Raw genomic sequence first — 26,598 nt, 5'->3', positions numbered from 1 at the left:
TTTTGCTGGTTTTTTGCTAAACGTGGGCGACGTTGGGAAATGGTGGGTGGATAAAAAATTGTTGGTAACTTTGTTGGTAACTTTCTATAATTCTAAGATGGAACCTGAATCTATCCAAAAAAGTTACCAACAACGCCGCGCAAAGCCGCATGAATACAGGGTATAAAAAAATGAAACTACTCGATTCTCAAGTAAAGGCCTTTAAAGTTACCAACAAAGTGCAAAAAATCCCCGATGGTGGCGGGCTTTACCTGTTTGTGAACCCGAATGGTTCTAAGTGGTGGCGTTTCCTGTATCGCTACGGTGGGAAACAGCAGACGCTTTCGCTGGGGGTTTATCCCGATGTGTCGTTAAAGGATGCAAGGGAAAAAGCGGCGGCCATGCGTGAATCGCTGGAAAAGGGCAAAAACCCCAGTATTGAGCGCAAAGAATCGAAAATTAAAAAGGTCATGGAGCTGGGGGCAACGTTTGAAGCGGTCGCACGCGATTGGTTTACGGTGTGGAGTATGAAGGCAGACAAAAACCACGCCCCGAAACAATGGCAGAAAATCGAAAACCACCTATTGCCTGCACTGGGGTTCTATCCCATAGCTCACCTGACCGACAAGCCTACCATCCTGAATGTATTCAAAGTGATTGCCTTTGAAAAGGGCATACCCGAAACCGCCCGCAAAATGTTTCAGGCGTGCCGTGCGATATTCGCCCATGCTGAACTGCATGGATTGATACCGCATAATCCGCTGGCTGGTGTGTTGGTGGGTAGCATTGTGCCAAAGGTTAAAACTGAGCACCATCCACATGTAACACTGGACAAGGTGGGGGAACTACTGAGGGCAATAGACGGGCTAAAAGAGCCACATTCGCGCATAGGCTTACAGCTCATTGCCCTCACCTTTGTACGTCATGGTGAATTAATCGGCGCACGTTGGAGCGATATAGACTTTAAACGGTCATTGTGGATTATCCCCGCCGATGAAGTAGAACCAGACGGGCGGCGCTATGGTATGAAAATGCGTACTGAACACTATGTGCCGCTGTCCACCCAGGCGATTGAAAGGCTCAAAGAACTACGCAAAATCACAGGTGGAGGCCGCTATCTATTCCCCTCTATGAATGGTGGCAAGACTGCGATTATGAGCAATGCGGTCATGAGTAACGCACTCAAACGCTTAGGGTATCAGGGCGTGCAGGATGTACACGGGTTCAGGGGATTGGCGAAGAAGTGCATTATGAACCGCTGTGGCTATGCAGAGCAGATCGTAGAGGTACAGTTATCCCACCTCACAGGTAACGAAGTATCACGCGCCTATGGTTCAAAGGACTTCATGGCTGAACGCATTGAGATGATGCAGACATGGGCAGACTATCTCTATGGGCAACGATATGAGGGCGTGGCACGGCCAACATTGAGAGTAGTTGGTTAGCACCGTAGCCAAGCGGGTGAAGGCGGTGCAGAGGCAAATAGCGCGGCGGATGGGCGTGCGTGGTGATGAATCCCAGTAAAGGTATATGGCCTGATAAGCCACGTCTTTACTGGGATTAGTTTATAGTGCACAGTAAAGTTCACGGTGGGCGTGTGATTTGTGTCTGTAATCCTTGATGGTCAAGGGTTTGCGTGTTTGGATGAATTTTCACAGGCCGGAACATACGAAAAAAGTTGGAACACTGGAACAAAGCGAAAAATAAAACGTAACCGATTGATTATATTAATAATTGTCTGTTCCAGAATACACATATATTCTTGGAACAACTCTGGAACAACCTTGGAACAATAAATATCTTCCCTTCCTTGCTCATGGTCGACTGGTGGTATGTGGGCAATGAGGCGGCGGGGTCCCTGACGTTATTCTTTAAACTGCGGGTCGTAGGACTCGCAATAATAACCTCGGGTTATATAGAAAAGCTATGATTTGGTTTAGTTCTGGCCTGTACTGAAGGGCTTTTCGGGTGATTGGGTGCGTTTGGCTGAGATATGTCGGGCGATGGTAAAGCGATATTCATCCGAGGGTGCGCACGCCCTGCGGTGCGGCATTTTGATGGCCTGTGTGGCCTGTGTGTGGCTGGGTTGTTTGGCCGCTGAATCGGTTTAGTTTGCGACTGACCTCATGGCATTAGGCTTCGTCGGACAGTCCGGCGGCCTGCCGTGCGCTTTGGCGAATCTCTGCGAGGTCGTAGGGGCGTGAGGTGTTGATGTGTTGAACTTTGCGTGCGGCGGCCAATTTGTGGCTGAGTGATTCTATGATGATGGTGATGATTAAGCCGATGGCCGCAAAGACTGGTGCAAACATATACATGAAGGGCATCAAGACAATCACCAGAATAAACCACAGCCCCCACGAGCCACCGGCGTAGTACCAAGCCCCACCAAACCATACGGCGGCCATTGCCGATGCGGTAATGATTTGAGCGGCCGCTAAAGGCTTGTCTTGTTCGGGTGGGGTGTATTCGTGTTTGCGGTGCTTTTTGCGTTTGGACATGGTTAAAAAATGGTCGGCCTTAATTAATCTGATTTTGATTTGAATGCGTCAAATATACCTTCTGCCGCCCCTATCGCTAAGGCAATCGGGAATAGTAAAGGACTGATAACAATGAATACAACGAACATCAAACCAAAGTAAATCAAGCCTGATGTCAGAAAATGATCAAAGCCCTGCCATGGGTCACTTAGTGCCAGCATACAAGCCAAAATTGATGCACCGATAACAATAGAAGATGGATTTAATAGATGTGATAGCTTGAATTTTTTGAGCTTCGCAATCCAGTCCTTTTCTTCCTCATTTTCCATACGCACGCCCTTTCACAATCCCCACATATTGCCCATTATAGCCCACAGAATCAGGGTTTGCGCGTAGTTTATTTTTTGCGGGGGGGTAATCTTTTGCCACCAGTGCAAAGATTCGCCCGTAGCGCGGCAACCCTTACAAAATCAGGTGTTTGGCTAAGTGCAAAATAGCGGGTGGAGCGGTTTTAGACAATCAATCACCATTCCCCCTGTGACGCACGGCGTTACATTTGTAAATCAAGTGAAAGGTGTTTTTATATGAAGACGTATAACGTGGATATTAACGAATTGCCCACCGTGGGGAAACTGCGCTGGAAACAGTTCGCCAAGTTTTTGCCGGTGAGTCGTGAGACGTGGCGGAAATTGTCGCACGAGGGCAAGGCCCCGCCGCCGATTCGATTCAGCGTGCGGTGCACTATGTGGGACGCGGGTGAGGTTCGCCGCTGGATTGCTGACCCGATGGGCTACCTTGCCCCGAAACTGCGGGATGCGACAAAGGGGGCGAATGATGCGGCGTAAATCGGTATTGTTGGCAGGCTGGGGCATGGGTGAGCGTGTGGATCATCCGCCTTCATTGTGGAATTACATTCACCCCGCGCTGGTGCGGGTTTTGAATTGAAAGGATTTTATTATGCGTGATTTTGGTGCTGTGTTACGGGGTTGTTCGTCCGTGTCTTTGGATTCATTTGTAGCGCGGTCAAAGCGTTTGGATAACGATGACCCTGTATTGATTTTGACACGTCGTTATCCGATGTTGTCCACGGGGGATTTTTCAGAGGTGCGTTTGTCGGTAGATGATGCGGCCATATTGAAAACCTTTGTATCGCGGCTGGTCGATGATGCGTTTGATGTGTCAGAGGCGATTGTTGCGATTGGTGACGCATATTCAGGGCTGGGGACGTTGTTTCAGTTTGGCGTGGATGAAGGGAAGTATAGCATTGAGAGTGAGCGCGTGCGTCAGCAGGCTTTGAACGTTTTGACCGACATTCAGGCGATGATTTACCGATTGACGGCGGTATTGGCTCAAAGCGGTGCGGATGTGTCGGATTTAGGGGAATTTGCGTACCCTGTCTGCACTGAGCGGGGGCAGGCCGAACAATCAGCAATGGTACGGGCGGTGGCGCAGGCACAAAAGCACGCCGAACTGGAGCGCGAATATCCACGGTCTGAGCCGTCGGCTAAGTAGGTCACTCACGGCGCGGCGGGGTAAAAAGGTGTGTCAAACGATTTATTTTTCACGTGTTTTTTTACCCACGCCCCGCGTTATGCTGTCCTGTGTGCTCGATCAAAAACAAAAAAGGAAGTACGTCATTATGAATTTACGTTACAATTTAATTTCTAAAAAACACAAGCAGTGCCCCGCCCCTGATAATGGCGGTTTTGTTGTACCCTCATTCTATCCATACGCCCAAAATGTGCGGGTGGATATGCAGTCTTTGGGGGTGTGGGTAAGGAGTAATCCCCCCGCTGTCTTGTGCAGTTTAGAGCACCCCCGCTTTTTATTGGCGGTCTTCAATCTAAAAACACAAGGAGGGCATCATGCCTAAATCAATTTCTCGTGCGTCTGCACAAGCTCAATCCTCTGTTCAAAATTCTGCGGCTGTACTGAGTTCAGCCAACCACATCACGCCCGTGGGCAGTATTGCCCGTGCCTTAGACGCTGGTGTTATCACGGTAGACCGTTCGGGGGGTGATGGTATGGTGGTGTTGTCGGTGGCGATTTACAGCCAAGTCAAGGACGGCCAACGGTCAGCGATTCAATTCACCAATTCACACGGCGTATCCTATGCGGTGCGAGGGCAGGATTTCACCGACGCGCAGGCGCGGGCTTTGCTGATGGGTGCGCTGGTCAATGAGGCCAATGAAGAGCGCCGTGCATGGCATGGCCGCACGGTGATTGAGCACCCGCAGGGCTATCTATTCTCTACCCGCGTTCATGATGATTATATTGATATTGAAGTGAGTTTCGATGCGGCGCAATGTACGGCTGAATGGCTGTGGAGCGAACCGACGGTATTTGAGCGACTGGCATTTGAAGTGAACAGCATGATTGAATACGTGCTGGCACGGCCGCAATGGTTCGCTTTGCCGGATGTCGTGCATGATGAACGAAACCAACGGGAGGCTCATGCGTAACTATCCCGTAACGATGGAAACCGCGCGGCGGGCGTTGGCCTGTCTGGATGCGTCCGATACCGCGCTGTGGGTCAAGTGCGGCATGGCCTTGAAATCCGAGTATGGCGAAGAAGGGTTCAGCCTCTGGGATGAATGGAGCGCGACGGCGGCCAACTACGATGCAAAGGCCTGTAAAACGCGCTGGAAAAGTATACGCGCCGGTGGCCGTGTCGGTATCGGCTCACTGATACACGAGGCGAAACAACGCGGCTTTGACCCTAAAGGGCAGGCCAGTAACGCGCCGGCCTCGATGCTGACCGCTGAGGCATTGGCACAGCGTGAAGCCGAACGACAAGCACAGGCCGAACGTGAGGCCAAGGCGACGGCAAAAGCCCACAGCCGCTCCCAAAACGAAGCGCAAACCCTCTGGAGCAATGCGATTGAGCACGCCCCCAGCCTCTACCTCGGACGCAAACAGGTGAAGGCGCACGGCGTGCGATTTGAGCGGGCGGGCAGTGCGTACAATATCCTCGTGCCGGTGCGTGATGGTGCAGGCACATTGTGGAATCTGCAACGGATTCAGCCGGATGGGGTGAAGTTGTTTTTAAAGGGCGGTCGTAAATCCGGCCTGTGGCACATGATTGGCGGTGTTAATGACGCGGTCGTAAATAATGCCGGTACGGTCGAGGTTGATATCCTGCTGGTGGCTGAGGGTTACGCTACGGCGGCCACATTGTACGAGGCCACGGGCTACCCTGTGGCGGTGGCTTTTGATGCGGGCAACCTTGCTCCTGTCTGTCTGGCATTACGACAATCCTACCCAGCGGCGCGGATGTTGATATGCGCGGATAACGACACCGAAACCGAAACCAAGACCGGCCACAATACCGGCGTGGAGGCGGCGCACAAAGCGGCGGCGTTGGCCGGTGCGATGGTGTGCATTCCCGATGGTTTGGAAGCGGATGAATCGGATTTCAACGATTTGGGCGTGCGTTTGGGTGATGCGGGGCTTGAAGCGGTCAAGGCTCAGATTATGGCCTGTCTGGATGCGTTTGTACCTGCACCCGCGCCACCCTCCACGCCCTCCCCTGCACAGGCTGAACCGATGCACACCGATGACGCTGTTCCCGTAGAAGCCTATGCAGAGGCGGCCAATGTGTCACCGTCGGACACGTCCACAGAACCGCAGGAAAGCCCGCCACGCACGCCCAAAAGTGAAACCAAGGTCAACACCAAGGAAGACACACAAAACAACGCACAGAACGGCGTAGCCACCGCAGGGCGCGGCAGTAATGGCCGTTTTGTCGGTGGCTCGCATTTCACCTGTGACGATAAGGGGGTTTGGTATCACGGGTTAGACAATCGGGGCGAGGTAAAAAGGCCTCAATGGGTTTGTACCCCGTTGCGGGTTACGGCTAAAGTTCGTGATGAACACGGGCATGGCTGGGGGCTTCTCTTGGAGTTTAGCGATCCTTTAGGTGCGCCTAAAAAGTGGGTTTTACCTGCTCGGATGCTGGCGGGTGATGGCGTGGCTATTCGTGAAAACTTGTTTGATGCAGGGCTTGAAATGAGTACCAGCCATGAGGCACGCCAGTTACTGAGCCGTTATATAAGGGATTGTTCCGTTTATACCTATGCCTTTTGTACTGAGCGTGTGGGCTGGTTTAAAGGGGCATTTGTCTTGCCTGATTGGACGATTGGCGAGCCGGAGGACGAGCGTATATTGCTTCAATCAGAAACAATCTGGCGATCACCTTTCAAACAATCGGGCGCATTGGCCGAATGGATAGAGCATGTAGCGCAACCGTGCGCGGGCAATTCGCGCGTGGTGTTTGCCATTGCCTGTGCTTTTGCCGGTGTGTTGTTAGAGCCTACGGGGGTCACATCTGGCGGATTTCATTTTGTCGGTGAAAGTTCGATTGGTAAATCCACCATGCTATACGTCGCATCGTCGGTATTCGGCTCGAACAAATTCATGAAAACTTGGTATAACACCAGCACCGCATTGGAAGCCACAGCGTCACAATACAACGATACTTTGCTGGTATTAGATGAAATCGGACAAGCAGACGTGAAAGACATTGGTCAGGTCGTGTATATGTTTGGCAACGAAAATGGCAAGGGGCGTTCGGTGCGTACGGCTCGTAGTGTTAACCCTTTGCTTGAGTGGCGTTTAATCTATTTGTCCAATGGTGAAAAGAGTTTGGCCGATATCATGGATGAAAACGGCAAGACCATCAAAGCGGGGCAGGAAACGCGGCTGGTGAATATCCGTGCGAATGTGAACGAAGCGGACGGCGGGCAAGGCAGTATATTTGAACGGTACAGTGGTGCAGAGGGTGCGGCCATGAGTGACCGCCTAAAGCAAGTCACGCGAAAATATTACGGTACGGCGGGTATTGCCTTCATCGAGTGGTTACAGCCGCAATTAGACACAATCAGGGATGGCGTACGTGCCGATATTGACCGACTAACAAAAGAATGGACACCGGCGGGCGCACATGGTCAGGTGGCGCGGGTGGTACAGCGCTTTGCATTGGTGGCCGTGGCGGGTGAGTTGGCGACACGGGCAGGCGTGACCGGCTGGAAACAAGGAGAGGCTGAGGTAGCGGCGTTTATGTGTTTCGAGGATTGGTTAAGTGAGCGTGGCGGTGCGGGTAACTCGGAGGAAACAAAGGCCTTGGTACAGGTACGGGCGTGGTTTGAAGCGCATCAAAACTCACGTTTTGAGTGGTGGCATAGGGTGATGGATGACCGTTCGCCGAAAACGTCAAATATGGCGGGCTATAAGCGGCTGGTCGATCAAAATGGCAAACCGGCCAAGACCTACGTAAAAGAGCTTGAGGATGGACAAGAAACATGGGTAGATAATAAGGAAAGTTGTTTTATGAGCTGGTACGTGATGCGTGAAGTGTTTGAGCAGGAAATATGCAAAGGCTACAATCATAAAACGGTAGCGCGACTGTTATTGGAGCGTGGCATTATTCAAGGGGGTGGTAAGGATGGCAAAGAGGCCGCTTCAAAGGTACGATTTCCTGCCCATAAGGACACGCAACGATGCTATGTATTCAAGACTTCGGTGATTGAGTAGCGTGGTCAGTGTCGCCATAGACAAAAGCGCATCCATTGGGTGCGTTTTTCTGTATGGTCGTGTGTCGCTATGCTGATGGGGGTACTGGGTGTGTATGTCGGTGTTTGGATAAGCAATCGGGGGTTCTATTTCGTAGATTTCACCAATTCCAAAACCTGAGAAATTTCAACCCCCACCCTCATTCCAAAGAGTGAAAATCTGTTCCAGTGTTCCAGAATTTTAGACCACTGTTCCAGAGCGTTTTGGAACACGCTAAACGCCCTATTTATGCGGGTTTCAGAGCGATTTTTAGGGCGTGTTCCAGTGTTCCAGAAAAATTAAGCAGGTAGCCAATGGCAAAAATCATGGAAAGCTAAAAAACCTCTGGAGGCCGCTAATTAACTGGGTTTTTGTCGTTTCGCTTCATTCCAACCGTGAACTTTACTGGGTTTGTGTGTCTAAACACTGAATTGACGCGGGTTTTAGAGGTATTGCGGTTTTTGGGTGCGTTTGGGGCGTGCGTGATGGGCTCAATGGCCGGTGATTCGGTTTTTGGACTGGTTCAGACTGTGAAAAGTTGGAAAAGTGACAAAATCCCCCGCTTTGTCCTTGGGATTATTAAGGTGAGTTTTAGATAGTATTTGAACGTGGCGGGGTGTTTCGTTCACCTGTTTTTTGGGTGCGGTTGAGGTCGGTTTTTGGATCAAAATAGGGGGGTGGATTTCAATTTGTTGGTAACTTTGTTGGTAACTTTTGCAAGGTTTGAATCAAGCCCCTTGTAAACAGTGGTTTTTAGGTCAATGTTCAGGGCTTCTCCTGCACCAATTTTATGACCAGAGACACCACTGGTTAGCAAGCAAACCCCGATAAACACTGCGTTTTCGGGGTTTTTTGTCGTTTGTGGAGGACGCTTGGGTAGTTGTTTGGCGTTAAAAAAGCGTCATTTTATGTTTGCTGGTTTGATTGGGGCCGTGAAAATGGCGCAAGGCGAATGACGCGTGATTGCCATGTCTCTGTGTAAAAAATTAAAAGAACGGTCGTTCTTTTATTGCCTATTTAGGTGAGTATGGTAAGATACTGGACTGTTTGCAATCATGGAGCAATTTTGTGCGCGTTTTTGATGCGCTGGCTTCACAGCAGAGTGATTGATCACTTTTGGTACTGATTTTTTTAGGAGAGCCGTATGGATACGAACATCGAGCGCGATGTGATGGAATATGATGTCTTGGTCGTGGGCGGTGGTCCGGCCGGTTTGGCGGCGGCAATTCGCCTGAAGCAGTTGAACGCCGACATCAATGTGTGTTTGATTGATAAAGGTTCTGAGTTGGGCGCGCATATTTTGTCGGGTGCGGTGATGGATCCGATCGCGATGAATGAGTTGTTCCCGAACTGGAAAGAGCTGGGCGCGCCGTTGAATGTGCCGGTGACGGCGGATGAGTTTTTGTTCTTGTCGGAAACAGGTGTGAAATCGACACCGCTGTGGCTGTTGCCTAAATGTTTCCACAATGATGGGGCGTATATTGTCAGTTTGGCCAATGTCGTTCGCTGGATGGGCGAGCAGGCCGAGGCGGCGGGCGTTGAAATCTATCCGGGCTTTGCCGCTGCGGATGTGCTGTACGATGAAAACGGCGCGGTGAAAGGCGTGGTAACGGGTGATATGGGTATTGGCAAAGACGGTCAGCCGACGAGTCAATATCAACCGGGCATGGAGTTGCACGCGAAATACACCATATTCGCCGAAGGTGCGCGCGGTCATCTGGGCAAGCGTTTGATGAGCAAATTTGACTTGAACGCGGGTAAAGATCCGCAAGCTTACGGCATTGGTATCAAAGAAGTGTGGCAAGTGCCTGCGGAGCAGCACAAAGAAGGTTTGGTCGTGCATGCTGCGGGTTGGCCGTTGGAATCCGACACCTACGGTGGCGCATTCATGTACCACATGGACAACAATGAAATTGCCATCGGTCAGATCGTCGGTTTGGACTATGCCAATCCGTATCTGTCACCGTTTGAAGAATTCCAACGCTTTAAAACCCATCCGGCGATTGCCAAATACCTCAAAGGCGGTAAACGCATCAGCTACGGCGCGCGTGCGATTACGGCGGGCGGGATTTTGTCCTTGCCAAAACTGTATTTCAAAGGTGGTGTCTTGGTCGGCTGTGACGCCGGTTTCTTGAACGCCTCGCGCATCAAAGGCTCGCACGCCGCAATCAAAACCGGCATGTTGGCCGCTGAAGCCATCGCGCCAGCGTTGGCAGTAGGACGTGAGCGTGACGAACTGCCGACGTATGAAGAAGCATTTGAGCAATCCTGGTTGAAAGAAGAGCTCTGGCGTGCGCGCAACTTCAAACAATGGTTCAAAAAAGGCCGCACGGTGGGTACATTGATGACCGGTATCGAGCAAAAATTGCTCGGCGGTAATATTCCATGGACCATTCACCGCACTAAGGCCGATCACGAATGCCTGTTGCCAGCGGCGCAATGCGCACCGATTGTTTATCCGAAACCAGACAACGAATTGACGTTTGACCGCCTCTCATCGGTGTTCCTGTCCAATACCAACCACGAGGAAAACCAACCGGCGCATTTGACGCTGAAAGATCCGAGCGTACCGGTCAACGTGAACTGGAAAATCTACGCAGGACCGGAAGCGCGCTATTGTCCGGCGGGTGTGTATGAGTTCGTCGAGGATGCAAACAGCCCTGAGGGCGAGCGTTTGCAAATCAATGCGCAAAACTGCGTGCATTGCAAAACCTGTGACATCAAAGATCCAACGCAAAACATCGTGTGGGTCACACCGGAAGGTTCGGGTGGTCCGAACTACGGTAATATGTAATCGAAATGTTCGTATGAAGACGGCGCACTCAGATGCGCCGTTTTTCTTTTAATCGGCGTTAATCTCGGTACAATGAGCGCTAAAGTGCACACTCAATGCACACTCAAACGCATGACCTATAGGAGCTGATATGCTGAATCTACAAGGCATTCACCACGCGGCGATCATTTGTTCGGATTACGCGGTGTCCAAACATTTTTACACCGAGATTTTGGGCTTGCGTGTGTTGGCCGAGAACTACCGTGCGGAGCGCGATTCATATAAATTGGATTTGGTTTTGCCTGACGGCGCGCAAATCGAGCTGTTTTCCTTTCCCGATCCGCCCGCACGACCGTCATATCCGGAGGCCTGCGGTTTGCGGCATTTGGCTTTTTCGGTTGCAGATGTGGCGCGCTGCGCGGCGCAATTGACTGCGGCCGGTGTGGCGGTGCAGGATATCCGCGTGGATGAGTTCACAGGGCGGCGATTTGTGTTTTTCACCGATCCCGATGGTTTGCCGCTGGAGCTGTATGAGCTGTGATCGGCGAATTTACACTTGATGCTCAGTATCCAAAGGATAAGGTTGATTTTGGCTCATGTGCCGGATCAGTTCGTTAAAGTTGTGAATTTCAATCAGCTTGTCTTGGTGCATGTCCGGGTGTTTCGGTTCAATGGTGTAGCCTTGATCAACTTGCTGTAGCAGACACAGGTCATTCAAATTGTCGCCGATCGCGATGGTTTGGCCATTGGCGAGCTGTGGACTTTGATCGATGATGTGACGCAGTACATTGCTTTTGCACAGTGTATGTTGTTTGCAGCCGTCGTCGTGTGAAAATGCAGCATTGAGCGATAGCGTGCCTTGGCAAACGCCGTTGTCGAACATCACCACATGTGCCAAAGCAAAATCAGCAAAGATACGTCGGCGGATAATTTCCGCTGCTACAAAATAACTGTCGCTGACCACGCCCACTTTGTAGCCACGCCGGCGCAATTCGTTCACCGCTTGGATCACGCCATCACGCAAAGGAAGTTCGCGCGCGACTTGTTCGAACTGGCTTTTGTGGGTGAAGCGAAATAGTTGAATGATGCTTTGGCTGCGGGTGGCTGAGTCCACCACTTGCGTGTCCAGCAGTTCGGACAGTTGATCCATGCATCCGACTTTTTTCGCCAGTTCAATTACAAAGCGTTCTTGGGTAATTGTGCCATCCATATCCAGTAGAACCAGCTTGTTGCAATCACTGAGCTTTTCCAGAACTCGGTCAATATGGGTCTGGTTTTGTCGCTGGAGTTCAAAAATAGACATGATTTGGTCTATGCTCAAACGGCCTTGCGCTTTGGCGCGTTCCAAAATCACGCGGCTGACTTCTTGCGCCATGAAGCTAAGGCTATGCAAGGTTTGGCTATCATGTTCCAATCCGCCAATGTCTACTTGAGCCAATTGTGCTCCGGCGATATTGGTGTCAATCAGTAGGCCGATATCCACACCGTAACCATCCTCAAAATGCAGTTGATTCAGTAGGGATTTTTTCACGGCGATGATGCCGCCTAAAGGCTGTGAAAATTCACTCAACTCAGGGAAAAAAAGTTTGAGCATCGGCTTGGCGGTCAATTCGGTCACTCTGCCGCCGCTGCGGCCAAAGCGCGCTTTGATAAAGTCTTTGCCTTCTTCCACGATCGGGCGAATCAGATCGGAAATGATGTTGGGACGCAGTCCGGTCAAATCACCATCTAAATAAACAATGATGTCGTATTGCGCAATCGCAATGCCATCCTGCATGGATGCACCTTTGCCCAACATCGAGCTGGTGATGACCTGTGCGCCTGCCGCTCGTGCCAGTTCGGCGGTTTGATCTATTGAGCAGTCATCGACCACGATGACCTCGCCGGTGGCGGGGTCTGATAGAGCGTATTGCACCACCTCGGCAATTCGCTTGGCTTCATTCAGCGCGGGAATGACCACGGACACAGTGCCGGAAATAGGCTCTTTCGGCATGTCGTCAGTGGGGTTTGCTTGTTTTCGTGTGAAAAGGCTTTGGATGTTTTTGAATAAATCGCCCAGCTTGAATAGTGCGAGAGGGCTGGTAATTGGGAATGCGGAGACCGAATATCGACTCATAGCTCGCTCCTTTGTATCGTGTCACAGTCAAACGTGAACACGGTGGAAAAACAACACACACAAATGCGCGCAGAGGAGGTCGCAGTCTAAATACTTTTTGTCGATAGGTCAAACAAAAATTTTGATTATTTTTATGACGAATTGATGAATTTTAAATACAAAATCAGGCGAAATGCCTGATTTTGTGTGATGTGCTTTTGAATGGGTTAGCGCTGTTACAACGTTTTGAGCGCTTGCTCCAGGTCTTGCTGCAGGTCGAAAACATCCTCCAGTCCGATTTGGTAGCGCACCATGGATTGCGGACCGACTTGGGTGGCGGTACGAACTTGGTTCAGGTGATTCGGGTGTACAGCCAGGGCGAGTGACTCGAAACCGCCCCAGCTGTAACCAATGCCGAAGTATTGATAGCGCTCAACCATCGCGTTGATTTGCGCGGGGGTGTAGTGGGCTTTGAAAACGACGGTGAATAGGCCGCTGGCGCCGAGAAAGTCGCGTTGCCACAGTGCGTGTTGCGGATGCGATGACAGCGCAGGGTGAATCACCCGCTCTACCGCGTCTTGCGATTCGAACCATTGCGCGATGCGCAGGGCGTTGCGCTCGTGTTCGCGCAGGCGCACTGGCAAAGTGCGTAAACCGCGCAAGACCAGCGCGATGTCCATGCCGCCGGCAAATTGACCGGTTTGATGGGCGGTGTTGCGCACGCTCTTGTAGGTACGCTCGTTGGCGATGACCGCACCCATGAGAACGTCGGAGTGGCCGCCAAGGTATTTGGTCACGGCTTGTACCACGATGTCCACGCCGTGCTCGAAAGCTTTGAAATACAATGGTGTTGCCCAAGTGTTGTCAATGATGGTGGTGATGTTGTGCTGGCGCGCGATGGCGGTGATGGCGGGAACATCTTGGATTTCCAAAGTGAGCGAACCCGGGCTTTCGAGGAAAATCACACGTGTATTCGCTTGGATGAGTGCCTCAATACCCGACCCAATCAGTGGGTCATAGTAGGTTGTGCTCACACCATAACGTTTGAGCAGATCGTCACACAATTGGCGTGTCGGACCGTAAGCGGTATCCACCATCAGCACATGATCGCCTGTGCTCAGTTGCGATAACAGGGCGGTGGACAGGGCGGCCAATCCCGATGGGCATAGATAGGCGCGATGGCCGCCTTCGAGCTCGGCCAGTGCTTCGCACAGCGCCAATGAGGTCGGCGTGCCTTTGCGGCCGTAGGTATAGCTCTCTGCGCCGCTCTCGTATTCGTGGTGCGCTTTGGCCAAATCTGCGACGTGTTTATAAATAATGGTGGAGCCTTGATACAGCGGCGGGTTGGCCATGTGAATGCTGTCGGTATCGCGGGCTTGGGTAGCGCACAGGGTGTTTGGATTTTTGCGGCTCATAGTGGTGGTCTGCGTAGTGAGATGAAGGGTGGTCTTTTTGTAAAAAATATTTTAATACCCGAGTAATTTTATCGGATTTATGTTAGAATCTGCCTCAATGTTAATACCCGTTCAATTGACTGGGTATTGAATGGGAAAAACACACAGCAACATTGTAGCGAAAAGTCGCCAAAACGGTTGGGTTGATCGGGTTTTATACCGATGAATCTGGTCTGGTGAATTACCCGATACAGTGTCTATATATAACAGGAGAACACCATGAGACTCACCACCAAAGGACGCTTTGCCGTTACCGCACTGTTGGACGTGGCTTTGGCCGAGGGCGATTCGCCCGTCAGCCTGTCGGCGGTCGCCGAGCGGCAGGAAATTTCTCTGTCCTATTTGGAGCAGTTGTTTGGCAAATTGCGTCGATTCGGTCTGGTGAATAGTGTTCGCGGTCCGGGTGGTGGTTATACCTTGGCGCGGCCGATGTCCGAGATTACGGTGGCTGATATTGTCGTCGCGGTAGACGAGCCGATGGATGCGCGCCAATGTGAGGGTAAAGAGGACTGTAAGGGCGGTCAAAAATGCATGACGCATCATCTGTGGATGGATTTGAACCGAAAAATGTTCAATTACCTCTCGTCGGTGTCTTTGGCCGATCTGGTGCGCGAGCAGAATCAGCGCAATGAGTTACACGAAAGTGCGCAACGCTTGAACAAGCGCAAAACCATGATGAGCAACGCCGCAGTGTGAGCAAGCTCATAAAAAAGATGCAACCACAATACAACAACGATATAACGACTAAGTGAAGGAAGCTGTTTATGAATACAAAAGTCATGCCGATTTATATGGACTACTCGGCGACCACGCCGACTGACCCGCGTGTGGCGCAGAAAATGATTCCGTACATTACCGAGCATTTTGGCAACCCTGCTTCGCGCTCGCACCCGTATGGCTGGGAAGCAGAAGAGGCGGTCGAAGAGGCGCGTGCGCAAGTGGCCGCATTGGTCAATGCGGACCCGCGCGAGATCGTGTTTACCTCCGGAGCGACCGAGTCGAACAACCTCGCGCTCAAAGGCATCGCCGAGTTTTATCAAGACCGTGGCAAACACATCATCACGGTGAAAACCGAGCACAAAGCGATTCTCGATACCGCGCGCGAATTGGAGCGTAAAGGTTTTGAAGTGACCTATTTGGATGTGCTGGAAAACGGTCTGATTGATTTGGACGTGCTTAAAGCCGCGATTCGTCCCGACACCATTTTGGTCTCGGTGATGATGGTCAATAACGAAATCGGCGTGATTCAGGACGTCGAGGCGATTGGTGAGTTGTGCCGCGACAAAGGCGTGTTTTTCCATGTGGATGCGGCGCAAGCCACGGGTAAAGTGGCGATTGATTTGCAAAAACTCAAAGTTGATTTGATGAGCTTTTCCGCGCACAAAACCTACGGTCCGAAAGGCGTTGGTGCGCTGTACGTACGCCGTAAACCACGTGTGCGTCTGGAAGCGCAAATGCACGGTGGTGGCCATGAGCGCGGTATGCGTTCGGGTACTTTGGCCACGCATCAAATCGTTGGTATGGGTGAGGCCTTCCGCATCGCCAAAGAGGAGATGGATGAAGAAAGCGCACGCATCAAAGCCTTGCGCGATCGTCTGTGGGCAGGCTTATCCACGATGGAAGAGGTGCATATCAATGGCGACATGACGCAACGCGTCCCGCACAATTTGAATGTCAGCTTCAACTTCGTCGAGGGCGAATCGCTGATGATGGCGATCAAGGATGTGGCGGTATCGTCCGGTTCGGCCTGTACCTCAGCCTCATTGGAGCCGTCGTATGTGCTGCGCGCTTTGGGTCGCTCGGATGAATTGGCGCACTCCTCGATTCGTTTTTCGGTCGGGCGTTTCACAACCGAAGCGGAAATTGACGCTGTGGTGAAACTGTTGCAAGAAAAAATCGGCAAGCTGCGCGAGCTTTCACCGCTATGGGAAATGTACAAAGAGGGCATCGATCTGAATACGGTCGAATGGGCCGCGCATTAAGTCATACGGTGGGAAGATGACTATGAAAGCACTATTGTGGATCGTTACTTTAGCTTTTGCAGCATTGACCGCGCTGGCGGTAGCGCAGCATGGCGCGACGGGGATTCTGACCTATCAGTTGGCCAATACCGCAGGGCTACAGGTGTTGGCGGATTTGGCCATCGCACTGGGTTTGTTTTTGGTGTGGATGTGGCAGGATGCGAAAGCCAAAGGCATTAATCAATGGCCGTGGCTGGTAATTACCTTGTTGATTGGCTCGTTTGGTCCTTTGCTGTATTTGCTTTATCGTCAAAGCAAACGCAGTTGACTCATACGATGAATGGAATAGAGAACAGAAAAGGAGTTCAAAATGGCATACTCAGATAAATTAATGGATCACTACGAAAACCCACGCAATGTTGGCGCGTTTGACAAGGGCGATGACAGCGTGGGTACCGGCATGGTCGGTGCTCCGGCGTGTGGCGACGTGATGAAGCTGCAAATCAAGGTCAATGAGCAGGGCGTGATCGAAGACGCGAAATTCAAAACCTATGGTTGCGGCTCGGCAATCGCCTCATCTTCGCTTGTGACCGAGTGGGTGAAGGGCAAAACCGTGGATCAGGCTTTGGAAATCAAAAACTCACACATCGCTGAGGAGTTGGCATTGCCACCGGTGAAAATCCACTGCTCGATTTTGGCAGAGGACGCGATCAAGGCGGCAGTGGCGGATTACAAGGCCAAACACTCTGCCTGATGACGTAACGGTGAAGTGAGCGGTGATGCGGCGCGTTGGGCTGTTGCTGGTTGCTGCGATTGCGCCCTGTTGGGCGCAAGCAGCGACGTGGCAGAAGTGCGATTTGACCCTACACGTGTTTGATCACAAATTCGGTCAAATCCATGCCGAAGTGTTGCATGTGAAGCGTGTCACGGAAAAACCGGAGACCGAATGTCCGGCAGAGGGTGATTACATTGCCTTTAGGCCCAGTACGCGCGATTGGCAGGCCGAACTGCCGCGCAAGCAATGGCCTCGCATCGGCCAGCAGTGGAAAATACGCTATCAGTATTTGGACGGTATTTGTAAAAATGATGGCCATCCGCAACCCTGTCGAATTAAGAATTACCCAGTGTTAAAGTAAACGGAGTACACCATGTCAGTGAGCATGACACAAGCGGCGGCAACGCATGTACAAAACTTTTTGACCAAACGCGGCAAAGGCGTGGGTTTGCGTCTCGGCGTGAAAACCACCGGCTGCTCGGGCATGGCGTATAAGTTGGAATACGCCGATGCGGTAGAGGGCGATGATCAAGTGTTTGAATCCTTCGGCGTGAAGCTGTTGGTTGATCCGAAAAGTCTGCCGTATATTGATGGCACGGAGCTGGATTTTGTGCGCGAAGGACTGAACGAGGGCTTTAAATTCAATAACCCGAACGTCAAAGACGAGTGCGGTTGCGGTGAGTCCTTCACGGTGTAACGAGACGATGGGGGGGCGAAGCTACGGCGTGGCTTTGGTCGCGTTCAGCTCAGTGGGTTGAGTCGGTTTAGTTGATTTCGTTGGTTTGGCAGAAAAATAGCGCATTATGAATATTCAACCGTTTTTCCTCATGCTCGCTTTATTGGCCGGACAATACGTGTTTGGCCGTTATCCCTCGTTCGCATTGATCCTCGCGCGCCCGATCGGTCTGGTCGCGGTGTCGATTTTTGCGGTGGGTTTATTGTTGCTGTTGGCAGGCGCGTTGACGTTGCTGTGGCGCAAAACCACTGTGCATCCGGGGCGTACCCCGCAAAAATTGGTTACCAGCGGTTTGTACCGTTATACGCGCAACCCGATTTACTTAGGGATGTTGTTGATTTTATTCGTCATTCCGCTGATGGCGATGCAGCCGCGATTGCTGATATTCACGCTGGCGTATTTTGTCATCATGGATTTTTACGTGATTCCGCGCGAAGAAAAAATCATCCAAAGTGCTTTTGCGGTGGATTTTGAAGTGTATAAACGCAGAACCCGCCGCTGGTTCGGCAACTATTATTGATGAACCATGGACTATAAAAAGGTGTACTTGCTGAACGTATGAAACAAAATTATTTCGAGTTATTCCAGTTGCCGGTGTCGTTTCAGATTGATCCTGCGGATTTGGCCGCGCGCCATCGTGCAGTGATCGCGCGCGTGCATCCCGATCAGTTTGCCAACAAAAGCGCAGTCGAGCAGCGCATGGCGCTGCAATGGGCAACGTTTGCGAACGAGGCGTTCGACACGCTCAAATCGCCGGTGAACCGTGCGCAATATTTGCTTCAATTGCATGCGCCGGAGTTGGCCGAGCAAGAGGCACGCGTACCACTGCCGCCTGCTTTTTTGATGCGACAGATGGAATGGCGCGAAGCGCTGGAAGAAGGCCAATCCGACAGCGTGCGCAGTGAAGTTTTGGCCGAACATGAACAGGCATTGGCGCAATTATCCGAACACAGCGCGGCGCATAACTGGAATGGCGTGGCGCAGACCTTGGCGAAGTATCAATTTATCGAAAATTTCTTGGCGCAGTTGCCAAGCTCAACTCAATAATTATTCATGGCACTATTACAAATTTCCGAACCCGGCGAATCCACGCTTCCGCACGAACACCGTTTGGCAGTCGGCATTGATCTGGGCACAACCAACTCATTGGTGGCGACGGTGCGTCACGGCTTTCCGCAGGTATTGACAGACGAAGCGGGACGAGCGATGTTGCCTTCGGTGGCGCATTATTCTCCTGAGCAAACCATTGTCGGGGTGGAGGCGCAAGCACGCCAGAGCAGCGATCCGAAAAATACCATCGGCTCGGTCAAACGGCTGATGGGGCGCGGTTATGCGGATGCGCGTGAGTTACCTTCCGCAGGTTATGTATTGGTGGACACGCCGGGCATGGTCAGCGTACAAACTGCACAAGGCGTGAAAAGCCCCGTGCAGGTATCGGCGGATATTTTGAATGCATTGAACCAGCGCGCGCAGTCGGCGCTGGGTGGCGAATTGGTCGGTGCTGTCATCACTGTACCTGCATATTTTGACGATGCGCAACGCCAAGCGACCAAAGACGCGGCGCAAATCGCCGGGCTGAATGTCTTGCGTTTGCTCAATGAACCGACTGCGGCGGCGATTGCCTATGGTTTGGACAACGCCGAGGGCAGCGAGGCCAAGGAAGGCGTGTTCGCCGTATACGATTTGGGTGGTGGGACGTTTGACGTGTCTATTTTGAAACTGAGCAAAGGCGTATTCGAGGTACTCGCCACACACGGTGACACCGCGCTCGGCGGAGATGATTTTGATCACCGCGTGTATTGTTGGATTCTGGAGCAGGCGCATTTGTCCGCGATTGATGCAGATCTTAGCGCGCAGGACGTGAAACTGCTGCAAGCCAAAAGTCGCGCGGCGAAAGAGGCATTGACGACCAAAGGCGTGACATCGATTCGCGCGAACTTATCCGACGGTCATGTGGTCAACCTGATGCTCAGTCAAGCGCAATTTTTTGAAATGAGCAAACATCTGGTGGACAAAACCATCCGCGTGCTGGACGAAGCGCTCGCGCAAGCGAAACTCTCCAGCGCCGATTTACAAGGCGTGGTCATGGTGGGCGGTGCAACGCGCATGCTCAATGTCCAACGCGCAGTTGCCGCACATGTGTCCTGCCCCGTGCTGAACGACCTTGACCCTGATCAAGTGGTCGCGCTCGGCGCGGCAATGCAGGCGAATTTGCTCGCGGGAAATCGCACAGCGGACGACGACTGGCTGCTGCTCGACGTAATTCCACTGTCCTTGGGCGTGGAAACCATGGGCGGCCTGACCGAAAAACTCATTCCGCGCAACAGCACGCTGCCGGTCGCGCGTGCGCAGGAATTCACCACCTTCAAAGACGGGCAAACCGCCATGGCGATTCACGTCGTACAAGGTGAGCGAGAACTCGTGTCCGAATGTCGTTCGCTCGCGCGTTTTGAATTGCGCGGGATTCCGCCGATGGTTGCCGGTGCAGCACGGGTGCGCGTGACCTACCAAGTCGATGCCGACGGCTTACTCACCGTGTCTGCACGCGAAATGAACAGCGGTGTACAAGCCGAAATCACCGTTAAACCCTCCTATGGCCTTTCCGACGAAGCGATTGCGCAAATGCTTACCGACGGCAACGCACATGCCAAACAAGACATGCAGGCGCGCGCATGGCGCGAAGTCGCGGTTGAGGCACAACGCATGATCGAAGCGATTCGCAGTGCAATGAGGGAAGACGGTGAATTACTGAACGAGTCCGAGCGTACCGATTTGAACGCACGGGTTGACGCAGTGGCACGCATTGCCGCGCAGAACGACACCATGCCGATCAGCGAGCTGCACAACGCATTTGATGCGCTCTCGCATGCGTCTGAAGACTTCGCCGCCCGCCGCATGGACAAAGCGATTGCCAAAGCCTTGTCGGGGCAATCGATTGATAACTTATAAGCGATAAACAAGACTATGACTAAAATTACCGTACTTCCGCACAGCGATATTTGCCCGAATGGCACAGAATTTGTTGCCCAAGCGGGCATGTCGATTTGCGACAACCTGCTGCAAAATGGCGTACACATTGAACACGCCTGCGAAAAAGTCTGCGCCTGCACCACCTGCCACGTCATCGTGCGTCAAGGCTACAACTCACTCAATGAAATCGAAGAGCAAGAAGAAGACCTGCTTGATATGGCGTGGGGTTTGACCTCACAATCGCGCCTGTCGTGCCAAGCCATCGTTGCGGACAAAGATCTCACCATTGAATTACCGAAATACACGCGCAATCATGCGAGTGAGGGTGATCATTGATGGCATTTTAACTGTGCAAGTGGACAAACTGCTAGCCAATACGAGCGAATTAGTAGACCATGCACGCGGCATTGAGCAGGCCAAAAACGACAGAAAGTCCGGCGCTGATTGTCCCCATCGCTTGATTGTTATTGCGGATATCTTGATTGAGATTCGGAATTAAAAGGCGGGTGATTAAATGCGCACTGTATTGAACCACCAAACCAACCAAGGCCCAGATAAGCATATCATTGAGTGCCGTGCTGTGTGCAATGGCTGATGATAATGGTAAAACATAACCGATCAACGCGCCGATAAAAGCAGTCGCTGCAGCGTGATTTCCCTCGCGGATGAGCTTGATTTCTGGGAAAGGGGTCAAGCGAATGTACACGGTGACAAACAACAGCAAACAGGCCAATGCACTAACAAGGTAGATTAAAAAATTAGGTAATGTGCTTAAAGCTTGCATGGCAAATCCTATTTAAAATAATGCGGTAAAAAATGGCTGGTATCTTTGGTAATGGGGGATATATCTTCACGAATCCCCATTCCTGCGGTCTCGTCGCCGACTAACCAAGAGCCGATAACCGTCCAACTGTTTTCAAATCGAGGCAGAGGATACAGTGTTTGATAAATCCAGCCATGAGGAGGCTCTTGTAGGGATTCGACGATTTGTTTGCCGTCTGGAAAATGCAGTTCTATTCCGGTACCCTCGCGTGAAAACAGCGGTTTTCGAGCATAACCAGTACTGTGAGCATGGGGCAATTCGGCGAGGCTAAAGTGAGTTGCCAGCAAATTGGGGTGTTTGGGGTATTTTTGCCATAAATGAGCTAAAAATCCTTTGTTGGACAGCAGCATTTTCCATGCGGGTTCAATCCATCGGATGTGCGGATTAAATAAATGTGGGGCGAACTCATCGCGCAGCATCCACTCCCACGGGTATAGCTTGAATGCGTGTTTTATGGCTGCACCCTCGTGGTCAACAAAGTATTCACCATCCCAGCCCACTTTGTCCATATTCAGCCAATTACAGGCAAATCCGGCTTGCACGGCGGTATCCAGCAAGTAATCCAAATGAACAGCGTCTTCTTCTTGCGTATAAATCCCCAAAAAGTGCAAGGAAGAGTCCTGATGCGTCGCCGAACCATGACTTTGCCAATAATTTCGGATGAACTGCCACCGGGCAATGAGCTTTTCGTGCAGGCTATTGAACTGGTCTGCCTCGGGGTGAACATCTTTCAGCCATAACCATTGAGCCAAACTGGACTCAATCAATGAAGTTGGCGTGTCGGCATTGTATTCGAGCAGTTTAGGCGGATTATGACCATCGTAAGCCAAGTCCATTCGACCCAATAATCCCGGCTCGCGCTTTTCCCACGACGATTCGATATGGGTTTGCCATCGTTGTTCAATGGCTAAACGAGACAGATCGCCTCGCCGGATTAAGTCGCCAGCCACCTCAAGACACATCTGATGAAGTTCTAACGTGACGTCATCAATCAGATCAATTTGTTCGGGTGTGAATCGATAGGCATAGCTTTCCTGCCAATAAAGGCCATCAATACTGTGAAAGCCAAAACCGATCTCCTGCATTTTGGTTTGCCAATTCACGCGGGGTGTGTGCGGTTCACGAATCATAATCAGCCGCCTCGAGAGAAGCCTCGACCAAAGCCATTGCGCGTAATTGATGAGCCACGAAAGCTTTGTGCGGCTAAATGCGTATGACCGTCCGAGGTGTGACCATCAGCATGATAGGCGCGGCCATTATCATCGACATCAGGGCCATACCAACGTCGACCACCACTGCCAGAGCTTCGATCTTCTTCACAGTCTGCAGGAGTGTTATTCCAATCAGCCAGACATGCTTCTCTCGACTCGTATACGGGACGGCGTGTGTGGACAGTGCGATCGGCGGATAACCAAATTGCACCTGCGACGGTTCCGACTAAAACTACCTGATAGGTAATGTCTTTCCAATCACGTTTCTTTTCTTCGGAGGATAAATCTTTATAAGGTTTAATCATTGGATTGACCTGCTGTGAAGACTGTAATAAAGGTGCACTGTAATTTTTTATTGTAACGGGATTAGAACCCACTCGGCACGCGCCATTTCCATTTAATGCTCATCAAACGCAAAATTACCACGCAGGCGCTACCGAGTACCAGACTGATAATCGCTTGTACGTTAAAGTGCATCAGCATCAAGTATATCCACGCACCGGTAAAAGAGCAGGTGGCGTAAGGTTCGGAATCAACCAGTATCAGCGGGGTTTCATTGCACAGCACGTCACGGATGACACCGCCAAATGCGGCACCGATCACACCATACATGGAGGCGACGAAGTAGGGCATGCCTGCATCCAGCGCGATGGCGGTGCTGGTGATGGTAAATAGTCCCAAGCCGAGTGCGTCGGCAATCAGCATGCTTTTGTTGGTGAAAACGCGGCGCATGAAGTGCAGGAATTTTCCGGCGACCAATGAAAGGACAAACAGCGCAATGACGTAGTTTTGATGATCGACCCAGAAAAACGGTCGGCGATTGAGCAGCAGATCGCGCAGTGTCCCGCCGCCGAATGCGGTGACGAAACCGATGATGAATACGCCAATCGGGTCGAATTTGTGCTGTTGCGCGCGGATGAATCCGGAGATGCAAAAGGCAATGATGCCGAGCGCTTCAATCCACGGCACAAGTTTGATCACGGTGGTGGGAAAATTGCCGATGTCAGTCATGGTGTTTGTCTATGGCCTGTTTCGGGCGGTCTTGATGCAGTAGAACGATGACTGCGCCGTGTCCGCCGGCGTCTTTGGGGGCGTGGCAAAAGGCCAGAACGTGATGATTTTGCACCAGCCAATTTTTGACATGGCTTTTGAGTGTGGCTTGATTATCGGCAGAGTTGAAACCTTGCCCATGAATGATGCTGACCACGCGTTGTGATTGCTGAACTGCCTGATAGAGAAATGCGCTGGTTGCGATGCGTGCTTCTTCCACGGTTTTGCCGTGCAGGTCAATGCGACTGCTGATGGGCCATGCGCCTTTTTGCAGTTTTTTCAGCAGCGCTTCGGGGATGCCTTTGCGCAAATAGGTGCCATTTTCGTCGTCACGCAGATGACGCGTGTCAAACTGGTCGGATTGACGGTTGTGCTGCTGGCGCTGTTGTGCATGCTGTTCTTCATGATCGTGCTGCACGCGCACGGTCGGCTCGGGTAAATGACGCGTCGGGTGGATGTAGCGGTCTTTGGGTTTGATCGGTGTGACGCCGCGCACTTCGTTGAGAAACTCGCTGCTCATGCGTTGTTCGAGCGCCTGCTGTTCACGCGCCTGCTTTTCCGCCTGCGCGCGCGCCTCGGCCTGTTTTTTCAGGTCTTTTTGCAGTTGGGCTAAATCGGTCAGGCCGTAGGATTTTGCTTTCATAAGGTGCGACAGGTGTAAAACGGGTGTAAAAACGCCCTTCGTTCAGAACCAATTAAGAATCCATAAGGAGCCAATCAGTTGATGCGCGAAGGGCGATTGGGTTCAAATGCTTATTTCGCTTTGTCGTGCAGCGCTTCGAGATAGCGTTGCGCGTCCAGCGCGGCCATACAGCCGGAAGCGGCGCTGGTGATCGCTTGGCGGTAAATGTGATCTTGTACGTCACCGGCGGCGAATACGCCTTCAACGCTGGTTGCGGTGGCATTGCCATTCAAACCACTGTGGGTTTTGATGTAGCCATTTTCCATGTCCAGTTGACCGGCGAAAATGTCGGTGTTCGGTTTGTGGCCGATGGCGATGAATACGCCGTCGACTTTGATTTCTTTGGTCGCGTCGCCTTCAAAGGCTTTCAAACGCGCGCCGGTTACGCCGGATGCGTCGCCCAAAACTTCGTCCAAAACCTGTTTGGTTTCGAGTGTGATTTTGCCTTCTTTCACTTTTTCCATCATGCGGTCTACCAAAATCGGTTCGGCGCGGAAGGTGTCACGGCGGTGAACCACGGTGACATGGCTGGCGATATTGGACAGGTATAGGGCTTCTTCAACGGCGGTATTGCCGCCACCGACCACGGCAACCGGCTTGTTGCGGTAGAAAAAGCCGTCACAGGTCGCGCAGGCGGATACGCCACGGCCAGAGAAGGCTTCTTCGGAAGGTAGGCCCAAATACTGCGCCGATGCGCCGGTCGCGATGATGAGCGCGTCGCAGGTGTATTCGCCCGCATCGCCGACCAAGCGAATCGGTTTTTCGTTCAGATGTGTGGTGTGGATGTGGTCGAAAATCATTTGCGTGTTGAAACGCTCGGCATGCTTTTGAAAACGCGCCATCAGATCAGGGCCTTGCACCCCGTCCGCATCGGCCGGCCAGTTTTCAACATCGGTGGTGGTCATCAGTTGCCCGCCTTGCTCCAAGCCGGTAATCAGAGTGGGGTTCAAATTGGCACGCGCTGCGTAGACCGCCGCCGTATAGCCTGCTGGGCCGGAACCTAAAATCAGTAGTGAGTGGTGTTGTGCCATGAGTATCCCCTTGTAAATGCAGTGAAATCATATTGTAAAGTGCTATTATACGAGGTTTATGAGTTGATTGCCTTGTTCACATGACTGGGTTAGACCTTTTTAATTGAAGATGATACACCGATGAAAACCACCAAAAAATCCACCTCAAAACCGAGCAAAACCCGCTACCAAAAGGAGCCGGTGACGTTCTCCGAAATCGGCGATGTGCGCTATTTGCATTTCGGTACGCCGTGGGTACAGGGCGCGATGAACGTGCGCCGACCGAATCAGTTGGTGCTGGAGTATGCGCGCATGATGATGGCGTATTTATTGTTTCGGGATGAGCCGAAACGTGTGGCGCAACTGGGCATGGGCTGCGCCTCGTTGACCAAGTTCACCTATAAATATTTACCCGGCAGCCATTCAACGGTGGTGGAGCTGAATCCTGACGTGATTGCGGCGGCATACGGCATGTTTCGCCTGCCGCTGGATGAGCGGATTGAGGTGGTGGAGCAGGACGCGGCGCTGTGGGTTGAGGCGCAGAAAGCGGCGTTTGATGTGCTGCAAATTGATCTGTACGACGCCAGTGCTCGCGGGCCGGTGTGCGATTCGGTGGCTTTTTACAGTGCCTGTTTTGAGGCCTTGAACACCGATGGCATGGCGACGATCAATCTGTTTGGCGACCATCCGAGTTTCGAGAAAAACATGCGCAATCTGCACGAAGCATTCGGCGGGCGCGTCATAGCTTTGCCGGAAATCCATGAGGGCAATCGCATTGCCTTGGCGTTCAAAGGCGCGCCGATGCAGTTGGAATGGGCGCAATTGTACGCCCGCGCCGACGAAGTCAAAGCGCTGTACGGTTTGTCGGCCAAGCGCTGGGTCAGCGCGCTCAAATCCGTGCATCCGGGGTCGGCGTTTGTCATTTAGCGTGGTGTAAGCGGTATCATGGCCGCGAAACCGTGGTTTTTTCACCCGTTTAAACTGCTAAAAATTCGTTAAAAACGTGAAAATTCATGGTTTATTGGCGATTTTTGGGCTTGATTTTGTTACAT

Annotated in this window: 29 protein-coding genes; 19 read left to right on the top strand and 10 right to left on the bottom strand. The window is 51.8% G+C overall.

Annotated features, from left to right (window positions below):
* Window positions 1-149 precede the first annotated feature (149 nt).
* Complete coding sequence (locus ACZ41M_RS06395; RefSeq protein WP_464731958.1) at window positions 150-1,424, top strand: tyrosine-type recombinase/integrase; 1,275 nt, start codon at window positions 150-152, stop codon at window positions 1,422-1,424.
* Window positions 1,425-2,111: 687 nt separating this feature from the next.
* On the opposite strand, the gene ACZ41M_RS06390 is transcribed toward ACZ41M_RS06395, so the two are convergent.
* Both ACZ41M_RS06390 and ACZ41M_RS06385 read right to left on the bottom strand, forming a co-directional pair.
* Window positions 2,112-2,477: a hypothetical protein gene (locus ACZ41M_RS06390; RefSeq protein WP_464731959.1), complete on the bottom strand. Its 366-nt coding sequence runs from the start codon at window positions 2,475-2,477 to the stop codon at window positions 2,112-2,114.
* Between the two features lie 23 nt (window positions 2,478-2,500).
* Complete coding sequence (locus ACZ41M_RS06385) at window positions 2,501-2,785, bottom strand: hypothetical protein (protein ID WP_464731476.1); 285 nt, start codon at window positions 2,783-2,785, stop codon at window positions 2,501-2,503.
* A gap of 255 nt (window positions 2,786-3,040) precedes the next feature.
* On the opposite strand from ACZ41M_RS06385, the gene ACZ41M_RS06380 reads away from it, so the two are divergent.
* The 7 genes from ACZ41M_RS06380 to gloA2 all read left to right on the top strand — a co-directional run bounded on the left by ACZ41M_RS06380 (window position 3,041) and on the right by gloA2 (window position 11,320).
* Complete coding sequence (locus ACZ41M_RS06380) at window positions 3,041-3,301, top strand: helix-turn-helix transcriptional regulator (protein ID WP_464731960.1); 261 nt, start codon at window positions 3,041-3,043, stop codon at window positions 3,299-3,301.
* 112 nt (window positions 3,302-3,413) lie between these two features.
* Window positions 3,414-3,968, top strand: a complete 555-nt coding sequence (locus tag ACZ41M_RS06375; RefSeq protein WP_464731961.1) for a hypothetical protein — start codon at window positions 3,414-3,416, stop codon at window positions 3,966-3,968.
* A gap of 353 nt (window positions 3,969-4,321) precedes the next feature.
* On the top strand, window positions 4,322-4,918 hold the full coding sequence (locus ACZ41M_RS06370; protein WP_464731962.1) for a hypothetical protein: 597 nt from the start codon (window positions 4,322-4,324) through the stop codon (window positions 4,916-4,918).
* The gene (locus ACZ41M_RS06365; protein WP_464731963.1) at window positions 4,911-7,988 is read left to right on the top strand and encodes a DUF927 domain-containing protein; all 3,078 of its coding nucleotides are present in this window, start codon (window positions 4,911-4,913) and stop codon (window positions 7,986-7,988) included. The genes ACZ41M_RS06370 and ACZ41M_RS06365 overlap by 8 nt, the downstream gene beginning before the upstream one ends.
* Window positions 7,989-8,401: 413 nt before the next feature.
* Complete coding sequence (locus ACZ41M_RS06360) at window positions 8,402-8,605, top strand: hypothetical protein (RefSeq protein ID WP_464737487.1); 204 nt, start codon at window positions 8,402-8,404, stop codon at window positions 8,603-8,605.
* Window positions 8,606-9,150: 545 nt separating this feature from the next.
* Window positions 9,151-10,800 carry an electron transfer flavoprotein-ubiquinone oxidoreductase gene (locus ACZ41M_RS06355; RefSeq protein ID WP_464731965.1) on the top strand — a complete coding sequence of 550 codons (1,650 nt, stop codon included), beginning with the start codon at window positions 9,151-9,153 and terminating at the stop codon, window positions 10,798-10,800.
* Between the two features lie 130 nt (window positions 10,801-10,930).
* On the top strand, window positions 10,931-11,320 hold the full coding sequence (gene gloA2, locus ACZ41M_RS06350; RefSeq protein ID WP_464731966.1) for an SMU1112c/YaeR family gloxylase I-like metalloprotein: 390 nt from the start codon (window positions 10,931-10,933) through the stop codon (window positions 11,318-11,320).
* 9 nt (window positions 11,321-11,329) lie between these two features.
* On the opposite strand, the gene ACZ41M_RS06345 is transcribed toward gloA2, so the two are convergent.
* Together ACZ41M_RS06345 and metC are read right to left on the bottom strand one after the other, a co-directional pair.
* A complete protein-coding gene (locus tag ACZ41M_RS06345; RefSeq protein WP_464731967.1) occupies window positions 11,330-12,895 on the bottom strand; it encodes an HAD-IB family phosphatase in 1,566 nt (521 codons plus the stop codon).
* A gap of 215 nt (window positions 12,896-13,110) precedes the next feature.
* Window positions 13,111-14,289 (bottom strand): cystathionine beta-lyase, encoded by a 1,179-nt coding sequence (metC, locus tag ACZ41M_RS06340; RefSeq protein WP_464731968.1) that lies wholly within the window; start codon window positions 14,287-14,289, stop codon window positions 13,111-13,113.
* A 258-nt stretch (window positions 14,290-14,547) separates the two neighbouring features.
* Here metC and ACZ41M_RS06335 point away from each other — a divergent pair, with 258 nt between their 5' ends.
* The 10 genes from ACZ41M_RS06335 to fdx all read left to right on the top strand — a co-directional run bounded on the left by ACZ41M_RS06335 (window position 14,548) and on the right by fdx (window position 21,106).
* Window positions 14,548-15,024: an Rrf2 family transcriptional regulator gene (locus tag ACZ41M_RS06335; protein ID WP_464731969.1), complete on the top strand. Its 477-nt coding sequence runs from the start codon at window positions 14,548-14,550 to the stop codon at window positions 15,022-15,024.
* 68 nt (window positions 15,025-15,092) lie between these two features.
* Window positions 15,093-16,310, top strand: a complete 1,218-nt coding sequence (locus ACZ41M_RS06330; RefSeq protein ID WP_464731970.1) for an IscS subfamily cysteine desulfurase — start codon at window positions 15,093-15,095, stop codon at window positions 16,308-16,310.
* 22 nt (window positions 16,311-16,332) lie between these two features.
* The gene (locus ACZ41M_RS06325; RefSeq protein WP_464731971.1) at window positions 16,333-16,617 is read left to right on the top strand and encodes a DUF2834 domain-containing protein; all 285 of its coding nucleotides are present in this window, start codon (window positions 16,333-16,335) and stop codon (window positions 16,615-16,617) included.
* Between the two features lie 42 nt (window positions 16,618-16,659).
* Window positions 16,660-17,043: a Fe-S cluster assembly scaffold IscU gene (gene iscU / locus ACZ41M_RS06320; protein WP_464731972.1), complete on the top strand. Its 384-nt coding sequence runs from the start codon at window positions 16,660-16,662 to the stop codon at window positions 17,041-17,043.
* A gap of 25 nt (window positions 17,044-17,068) precedes the next feature.
* Window positions 17,069-17,425, top strand: coding sequence for a hypothetical protein (locus ACZ41M_RS06315; RefSeq protein ID WP_464731973.1), 357 nt, complete (start codon window positions 17,069-17,071; stop codon window positions 17,423-17,425).
* Window positions 17,426-17,437: 12 nt separating this feature from the next.
* Window positions 17,438-17,761, top strand: a complete 324-nt coding sequence (iscA, locus tag ACZ41M_RS06310) for an iron-sulfur cluster assembly protein IscA (protein WP_464731974.1) — start codon at window positions 17,438-17,440, stop codon at window positions 17,759-17,761.
* Between the two features lie 106 nt (window positions 17,762-17,867).
* Window positions 17,868-18,320 (top strand): methyltransferase family protein, encoded by a 453-nt coding sequence (locus ACZ41M_RS06305; RefSeq protein WP_464731975.1) that lies wholly within the window; start codon window positions 17,868-17,870, stop codon window positions 18,318-18,320.
* A gap of 38 nt (window positions 18,321-18,358) precedes the next feature.
* A complete protein-coding gene (hscB, locus tag ACZ41M_RS06300; protein WP_464731976.1) occupies window positions 18,359-18,847 on the top strand; it encodes a Fe-S protein assembly co-chaperone HscB in 489 nt (162 codons plus the stop codon).
* A 6-nt stretch (window positions 18,848-18,853) separates the two neighbouring features.
* Window positions 18,854-20,749 carry a Fe-S protein assembly chaperone HscA gene (gene hscA, locus ACZ41M_RS06295; RefSeq protein WP_464731977.1) on the top strand — a complete coding sequence of 632 codons (1,896 nt, stop codon included), beginning with the start codon at window positions 18,854-18,856 and terminating at the stop codon, window positions 20,747-20,749.
* A 15-nt stretch (window positions 20,750-20,764) separates the two neighbouring features.
* The gene (gene fdx, locus ACZ41M_RS06290) at window positions 20,765-21,106 is read left to right on the top strand and encodes an ISC system 2Fe-2S type ferredoxin (RefSeq protein ID WP_464731978.1); all 342 of its coding nucleotides are present in this window, start codon (window positions 20,765-20,767) and stop codon (window positions 21,104-21,106) included.
* 49 nt (window positions 21,107-21,155) lie between these two features.
* Here the strand turns inward: fdx and ACZ41M_RS06285 are convergent, their stop codons facing one another.
* The 6 genes from ACZ41M_RS06285 to trxB form a co-directional block, all read right to left on the bottom strand.
* Entirely contained in the window at window positions 21,156-21,554 is a 399-nt protein-coding gene (locus ACZ41M_RS06285) for a DUF350 domain-containing protein (RefSeq protein WP_464731979.1), read from the bottom strand.
* Between the two features lie 8 nt (window positions 21,555-21,562).
* Window positions 21,563-22,723, bottom strand: a complete 1,161-nt coding sequence (locus ACZ41M_RS06280) for a glutathionylspermidine synthase family protein (protein WP_464731980.1) — start codon at window positions 22,721-22,723, stop codon at window positions 21,563-21,565.
* Window positions 22,724-22,725: 2 nt separating this feature from the next.
* Window positions 22,726-23,181, bottom strand: coding sequence for a hypothetical protein (locus ACZ41M_RS06275; protein WP_464731981.1), 456 nt, complete (start codon window positions 23,179-23,181; stop codon window positions 22,726-22,728).
* Window positions 23,171-23,815 carry a trimeric intracellular cation channel family protein gene (locus tag ACZ41M_RS06270; protein WP_464731982.1) on the bottom strand — a complete coding sequence of 215 codons (645 nt, stop codon included), beginning with the start codon at window positions 23,813-23,815 and terminating at the stop codon, window positions 23,171-23,173. Before ACZ41M_RS06270 ends, ACZ41M_RS06275 begins: the two co-directional genes overlap by 11 nt.
* A complete protein-coding gene (locus tag ACZ41M_RS06265) occupies window positions 23,808-24,497 on the bottom strand; it encodes a Smr/MutS family protein (protein WP_464731983.1) in 690 nt (229 codons plus the stop codon). The genes ACZ41M_RS06270 and ACZ41M_RS06265 overlap by 8 nt, the downstream gene beginning before the upstream one ends.
* Before the next feature lie 110 nt (window positions 24,498-24,607).
* Window positions 24,608-25,567, bottom strand: a complete 960-nt coding sequence (trxB, locus tag ACZ41M_RS06260; RefSeq protein ID WP_464731984.1) for a thioredoxin-disulfide reductase — start codon at window positions 25,565-25,567, stop codon at window positions 24,608-24,610.
* A gap of 120 nt (window positions 25,568-25,687) precedes the next feature.
* Between trxB and ACZ41M_RS06255 the strand changes: the two genes are divergently transcribed.
* A complete protein-coding gene (locus ACZ41M_RS06255) occupies window positions 25,688-26,473 on the top strand; it encodes a class I SAM-dependent methyltransferase (RefSeq protein WP_464731985.1) in 786 nt (261 codons plus the stop codon).
* The last annotated feature ends 125 nt before the right edge of the window (window positions 26,474-26,598 follow it).

The organism is Puribacter membranae (genome assembly GCF_055380425.1).
This window is presented reverse-complemented; position numbering and strand designations above follow the sequence as displayed.